The organism is Streptomyces sp. NPDC058576, assembly GCF_042718715.1.
Taxonomy (GTDB): domain Bacteria; phylum Actinomycetota; class Actinomycetes; order Streptomycetales; family Streptomycetaceae; genus Streptomyces.
In genome coordinates, this window is record NZ_JBHXPF010000016.1 from 119094 (window position 1) to 125551 (window position 6458).

A 6458-nucleotide genomic window follows, 5' to 3' on the forward strand; every position below is an offset into this window, starting at 1 on the left:
ACGTGAAACACCCGTGCGGACGTTTCACGTGAAACAACGGGACAGAACCCGCACGAGGGACCGCCGACCGGCTCAGGCCTCCGGCGGACGCCCCTGGAGGCGCTCCATCTCACGGCGGTCGCGCTTGGTCGGACGGCCCGTACCCCGGTCCCGTACCGGGACCTGGATCGCGAGCTCGCGCGGCGGCGGGGGCGGGCTGTTGTCGACGAAGCACTCGGCGGCCACCGGCGGGCCGACCCGCTTCTTCACGATCTTCGAGACGACGACCACCCGGTCCCGCCCCGCATGCCGGAGCCGTACCTCGTCACCGACGCGGACGCCCTGGGCGGGCTTGGCCCGCTCACCGCCGACCTTCACGTGCCCGGCCCGGCAGGCGGCGGCCGCCTGGGCACGGGTCTTCGTCAGCCGGACCGACCAGATCCACACGTCGACCCGGACGCTTCCTTCCGCCTGCGGCGCGTCACCGGAAACCATGGGTCCGACTCTAGTCCGGTGGACGCGCGGGGCGCCGTCCTTTACGTGCCGCACCTGCCGGGACGGCGCCCGCGACCGCCGTGTCGGGCCATCGGTCAGGAACCGAAGTCGCCGATCACTTCACTCATGTTGTAGCTGTACAGCTCCCGCTTGCAGCCGGCACAGGAGGAACTGGGGGCGTGCTCGCTGAGCGACCACAGCTGCGGGGCGAAACCGTCGCCGCGCCCGTGGGCCAGGTAGAGATCCTCGGGTCCGTACGACGACTGGAGGATCTTCGTGTTCCCCACGAGCTGGGTGGTCCCGTCGACCGTCGCCGGGGTGGCCTGGAGCAGACGGCCGTTGCTGTAGGCGTTGGAGCGGTGGAAGTACCACTTCCCGTCGTAGCGCATCACTCCCTGGATCTTGTGCCACAGCGTCTCACCGTTGAACGTGCCACTGGTCGGCAGACCGAAGGCGCCGTCCGCGGAGGCGGCGGTGCCCGGGCCGCCCTCGACGGCGGCGGCGATCGCGGACATCGGATACGTACCGACGCGTCCGTTGCTGGTGCCGCCGTTGTTCTTGTTGCAGTACTCGCCCAGGATCAGGTGGTCGGTGCCCGTTCGGTCCAGGGAGACGTACGAGGCCTTGGGACGGCCGGTGGCGTAGCACTGGTTCCCGGAGGAGTCACCGCCGTTCTTCGCCGTGGTGAAGTTCAGGGTGGCGACCTGCGGCATGACGTACCGGTAGCCGAAGGAGTACCAGACGTTGTTCTGCCGTCCGACCCGCTTCTTGTCCGTGACGTCGCTCTCCAGCCCGTCCGGCGTCGGGTCGTTCTTGGCGGCGTCGTTGTCCGGGTTGAGGTCCATGATCTTGCGGAGATCGAAGACCCTCATACCGTTGGCGGTGTCGGCGACGTACAGATAGTTGCCGTACCAGACCATGCCGCCCGCGTGGATGCCGTTCTGCGCCTTGCAGGAGGGAGTCGGGGTGCCGTTGCACTTTCCTTCGCTCGCGTGGAGCGCGTCGAAGGAGATGTTGTTCTTCGAGTTCACGTACGGCCAGGCCAGCAGGACATGGCGGTACTGCTGGGTGGCCTGGTTGAAGAAGCTGACCCGGACACCCTTCTCGTTGCAGGCGTCGGAGGCGGAAGCCTGGAGGCAGGCCTCACTGCCCGACGCCTGGTCGCTGCGCCCCGGGTTCTTGGCGTCGTACGAGGCGACCGCTATCGGCTCGGCGTTCGACGACCCCCAGTCCTCGTCCTCCTCGGCGTCGGAGACACCGGTGATGGCCTGGGGGATCCACTCGGTGGACGCGAGGTCGTCGTCAGCCCAGCAGATCCGGTGGCTGACCGTCAGATCGGGGCCGTAGATGGCGGTGCTGCCGCAGGCGTCGTCCCGGTCCGAGGGGCGGTTGGCCTGCTCCATCAGCGCGGTGAGGCCCTGCTTGGGCAGTGCGGCGTCCAGCTTGCCGACGAGCCCCGAGAGGGAATTGCCCGCAGCGAGCTTGAAGTCGGCCGCCCGGCCGGGGACCGGTGCGGCCTGCGCCCTTGGCGCCCGGAGCTCGGCGCTGCCGCCGGGTCCGACGAGGTCGTCCTGCTCGCCGGCGTGCTCGTCGTCGAACCCGTCGTCCGGCATGTCCTCGGCCGGGGCCGGATCGGCGGCTGCCCTGGCCGTGCTTCCCGCCGGTGCGGCTGCGGCGCCGGCCGTCGGCACGAGGCCGGTCAAGAGCGCTCCGGCCGTCAGGGCACAGGCCGTGAGGCGGTATCTGCGGGATGGGAGTCCCATGGGGTCCTTCCTGGTCAACGCGTGCGGTTTCCATGTGATCGGTGCCGCCGAGCACACATCAGCCGCACCAGCCGCACACCGTAGCCCGTCAACTCCTTTTCCTATGAATCTTTTTGACGGTGCACATCAGGCCCGCGCCGGATGGGCACGGGCCTGATGGTCGGTCGGCCCCATGGGAAGGGCGGCCGGGGTCACACTCCGATGTCGCGCCCGTCCTTGCGCCAGACGGCGACGACGGAGGGACGGACGATCTTGCCCGGCCCGTCGGGCCAGACGCTCGCCGGCTTCTCCACGGAGGCTCCGTCGATCTCGCCCGGATGCTGGACCGCGACCAGGACCCGGCGGTCCTGGATGACCGGGCCGCAGGTCTCGGCCCCGGCCGGGACGGTGAGGAACTGCTTCAGTTCACCGCGCCGGTCACCGTGGGTCGCCACGCCGAACAGTCCGTCGTGCGAGCCGAGCGCGTTGCCGTCCGTGGAGATCCACAGGTTGCCGTGAGCGTCGAACGCCACGTTGTCCGGGCAGGAGATGGGGCTGACGTTCTCCTTGGGGAAGCCGGAGAAGTACGTCGCCGGGTCGTCCGGGTCGCCCGCCACGAGGAACAGCCGCCAGGCGAAGCCGTCGCTCGTCGGGTCGTCCCAGTTCTCCGCGAGCTCCAGGATCTGCCCGTGCTTGTTGGCGTTGCGCGGGTTCGCCTCGTCCGCGCCGGGCTTGCCCTCCTTGCCGCGGTCCGAGTTGTTGGTGAGCGCCACATAGACCCGGCCGGTGCGCGGCGAGGGCTCGACGTCCTCGGGGCGGTCCATCTTGGTCGCGCCGACCTTGTCACCGGCGAGGCGCGTGTAGACGTACACCTCCTCGGCGGTCATGCCCGGGACGTGCGAGGTGGTGCCGGTGGCCAGCGGAATCCAGACGCCGCTGCCGTCGAACTCTCCGTCGTTGGGGAGCTTTCCGGTGCCGTCGATCTCGCTGACCGGCGAGTCGCCGGTCAGCTTGGCGACGTACAGCGTGCCCTCGTCCAGCAGCGTCAGGTTGTGCTCGCGGGCGGCACGCGAGTTCCCCTTCTTCATCCGCTTGCTGGAGACGAACTTGTAGAGGTAGTCGAACTTCTCGTCGTCGCCCATGTAGACGACCGGGCGGCCGTCGGAGGTGAGCCGGGGCTGCGCGGCCTCGTGCTTGAACCGGCCCAGCGCGGTCCGCTTGCGCGGGGTGGAGTCCGGGTCGTAGGGGTCGAGTTCGACGACCCAGCCGAAGCGGTTGGCCTCGTTGGGCTCCTTCGCCAGGTCGAACCGCCGGTCGAACCGCTCCCACTTGCGCTCGGAGCCGGTCGTGCCGATCCCGTACCGCTTGTGCATGGCGGTGGTGCCGTTGGCGAAGTACTGGTTGAAGTTCTCCTCGCCGTGCAGCGTGGTGCCCCACGGAGTGGTGCCGCCCGCGCAGTTGTTGAGGGTGCCGAGCACCTTGCGGCCGGTGCGGTCGGCGGACGTGCGCAGCAGGGTGCTCCCCGCCGCCGGGCCCGTCATACGGAACTCGCTGGTCGCGGTCAGCCGGCGGTTCAGCGGGTGCCGGCTGACCGGCCCGAGCTTGCCGGTGCGGTGCTCCTCCTGGACGACGACCACGGAGAGTCCGTGCGCCGCCCAGGCGATCTCCACCTGTTCCCGGGTCGGGTTGGCCGGATCGTAACCGCGGAACATGAGGATCTCGTCCGTGTACTCATGGTTGGCGACCATGACCTGCCGGCCGCGCTCGCCGCGCAGCGGGAGCAGGGAGAGGAAGTCGTTGTTGTAGCCGAACTGGCCGGCCTGCGCCTTCGCCGTCTGCTTGTCCGGGTCGAAGGCGGGCGCGCCGCGCAGGATCGGCTCGCCCCAGCGGATCACCACGTTCTGGGCGTATCCGTCGGGGATCGTGACCTTGTCGTCCTTGTTGGGCGCGACCGGCGAGAACCGCAGGCCACGCGCACCGGAGGGGCCCGGTTTGTGGGGACGGCCCGGTTTGCCGCCGTGCCCGGCGAGCGCGGCGGCCTCGGCCTGCGGGACGCTCGGGCCGGTCAGGGCGGCGGTCCCGGCGGCGGTGGCGACGGTCACCACGGCGGCGGCGCGCATCATCGAGCGGCGCGACACGGCACCGGCGATGATGTCGCCGGCGTACTCGTTGTCGCTGTTGTTGGGAGTCTCCTTGAAGCAGGCGTCCCCGCAGCGGAAGCGGCAGGTCAGCGCGGAACGCCCACCGGGATGCGAGCTGATGAACGGCAGCAGGTTGCGCACGTGGATTCCCTCCGTCTGGTCTCGTGCGTGACGGTAGGTGCGCCTCCACGCGGTCCGTGGGACTTCCGGTGAACGGCGGGTGAAGTCCGGGTCACCGCTGTTCCCTTGAGGTCCTGTAGTGGACTCGGTCGTGGACACGGCGGCGGACTCGGTCCGGGAACGGTTTCGGCTCGGTTGACGCAGGGGTGGGCCGCACCGGCGAACGGCCGGATCCGGCCGCTAACCTTACGTATCCGTCCTGGCCAGGGATGAATTCGCCCAGGTCGGACATTCCCCGCACCCAACTCATGCGAAAGGCCTCGCCCATGGGCATTCGGAGCTTGCTGCGTAAGGTGTTCGGCCGCACGGAGCAGGACGAGCCGACCACGGCCACCGTCCCGCCCCAGGCCGAGCGCGTTCAGCCCAAGGAGACGGAGTCGGAGACCACTTCGGCGGCCGAGCCCGCGGCGGAGCCGAAGGCGTCGATCCCGGCCCCGGCCTCGCCCTTGTCCCCTGTCACGTCCTCCGCCGACACGCCGTCCACGGACTCCGGCGACTCCACGGAGCGTGACGGTTCGAAGGCCACCGACCTGGTGGCGGAGGCCTTCGACAAGGCCTCCGCCACCGCCAAGCCGTCGCCGACCGTCCCCGCGCAGGCGTCGGCCCCGGAGGAGACCCCGAAGGCGGAGAAGCCCGCGGAGCCGCAGCCGGGGCCGGTAGCCGTCGAAGAGCCGGGGGCCGCCGAGAGGTCCGTGGCCGCCGAGGAGCGCGTGGTCGCCGAGGAGCCCGTGGTGGCCCTGGAGCCGATCACGATCGACCTCGACCTCGACGAGAACCCGGAGCCGGAGACCAAGGTCGAGCCGGAGCCGGAGCTGGAGCCGGAACCGGCAGCGCAGGCCGCACCGGCCGCGGCTCAGGCCCCGGAAGCGGCTCCCGAGACGGCTCCCGAAACCGCTCCCGAGGCACCTCAGGCCATCTCCGAGACCCCCGCGACCACTGATGCCCCCAAGGCCCCCGAAGCCTCAGCGGCACCGGCGGCACCGGCGGTCACAGAGACGCCGATCGTCGCGGACGAGAGCCCGGCCGTCGCGGAAGAGACCCCGGTGGCCGCCACCGCACCGGAGCCGGCCGCTGCCGAAGAAGCCCCGGCGGCCGTCTCCGCTTCGGAGCCCGCCCCCGGCAAGCCCGCCACCAGCCTCGCGCGGGTCAAGTCGCAGGCTCCCCAGCTGATCGCCCCGTACAAGGCGGCGCAGGCGGCGCTCAAGGCGCAGGGGCTGACCGGGCTCCGCGCCCGCGTCTACCTGGTGCTCGACCGCTCGGGCTCGATGCGGCCGTTCTACCGGGACGGCAGCGCCCAGCACCTGGGCGACCGGACGCTCGCGCTCGCCGCGCACCTGGACGAGGACGCGACCGTGCCGGTCGTCTTCTTCTCGACCGACATCGACGGCACCGGCTCCATCGCGCTCTCCGGCCACGAGGGCCGCGTCGACGAGCTGCACGCGGGCCTCGGCCGGCTGGGCCGGACGCACTACCACCGCGCGGTCGAGGAGATCGTCGCGCACTACGAGAAGTCGGAGGCCACCGGTCCGGCTCTCGTGATCTTCCAGACGGACGGCCCGCCGGACGCCAAGCAGGCCGCCCGGCAGGCCCTCATGGAGGCGGCGCGGCTGCCGCTGTTCTTCCAGTTCGTCGCCTTCGGCGAGCAGGACGCGAAGGGCTTCGACTTCCTGCGGAAGCTCGGCGCCCCGAACGCCGGCTTCTTCCACGCCGGCCCGGCGCCCCGCGAGATCGCGGACGCCGAGCTCTACCGGGAGATCCTCGCCGGGCTGCCCGCCTGGACCGCCGCGCGCGCGGCCGGCGCCGAGGCCTGATCGACCGGCAGCCGTACGGTCACGGCCAGCCCCCCGCCCGCGGGGCCCCGGCTCGCCGTGACCCTTACGCCCTGGGCCACCCCGATCGACCCGACGATCGAAAGACCGAG

General features: G+C 71.0%; 4 protein-coding genes and 1 pseudogene. 1 reads left to right on the top strand and 4 read right to left on the bottom strand.

Annotated features, from left to right (window positions below; translation table 11 throughout):
* Nucleotides 1-72: 72 nt before the first annotated feature.
* The 3 genes from ACFWRV_RS14680 to ACFWRV_RS14690 all read right to left on the bottom strand — a co-directional run bounded on the left by ACFWRV_RS14680 (nucleotide 73) and on the right by ACFWRV_RS14690 (nucleotide 4498).
* Complete coding sequence (locus ACFWRV_RS14680; RefSeq protein WP_384333615.1) at nucleotides 73-474, bottom strand: RNA-binding S4 domain-containing protein; 402 nt, start codon at nucleotides 472-474, stop codon at nucleotides 73-75.
* A gap of 95 nt (nucleotides 475-569) precedes the next feature.
* Complete coding sequence (locus tag ACFWRV_RS14685; protein ID WP_384333618.1) at nucleotides 570-2237, bottom strand: hypothetical protein; 1668 nt, start codon at nucleotides 2235-2237, stop codon at nucleotides 570-572.
* A gap of 191 nt (nucleotides 2238-2428) precedes the next feature.
* A complete protein-coding gene (locus ACFWRV_RS14690; protein ID WP_384333621.1) occupies nucleotides 2429-4498 on the bottom strand; it encodes a PhoX family protein in 2070 nt (689 codons plus the stop codon).
* Nucleotides 4499-4803: 305 nt separating this feature from the next.
* On the opposite strand from ACFWRV_RS14690, the gene ACFWRV_RS14695 reads away from it, so the two are divergent.
* Nucleotides 4804-6348 (top strand): VWA domain-containing protein, encoded by a 1545-nt coding sequence (locus ACFWRV_RS14695; protein ID WP_384333624.1) that lies wholly within the window; start codon nucleotides 4804-4806, stop codon nucleotides 6346-6348.
* On the opposite strand, the pseudogene ACFWRV_RS14700 reads toward ACFWRV_RS14695, so the two are convergent.
* Nucleotides 6282-6458 (bottom strand): annotated as a pseudogene (locus tag ACFWRV_RS14700) (two-component sensor histidine kinase); the annotation flags it as partial. The gene ACFWRV_RS14695 and the pseudogene ACFWRV_RS14700 sit on opposite strands and share 67 nt — an antisense overlap.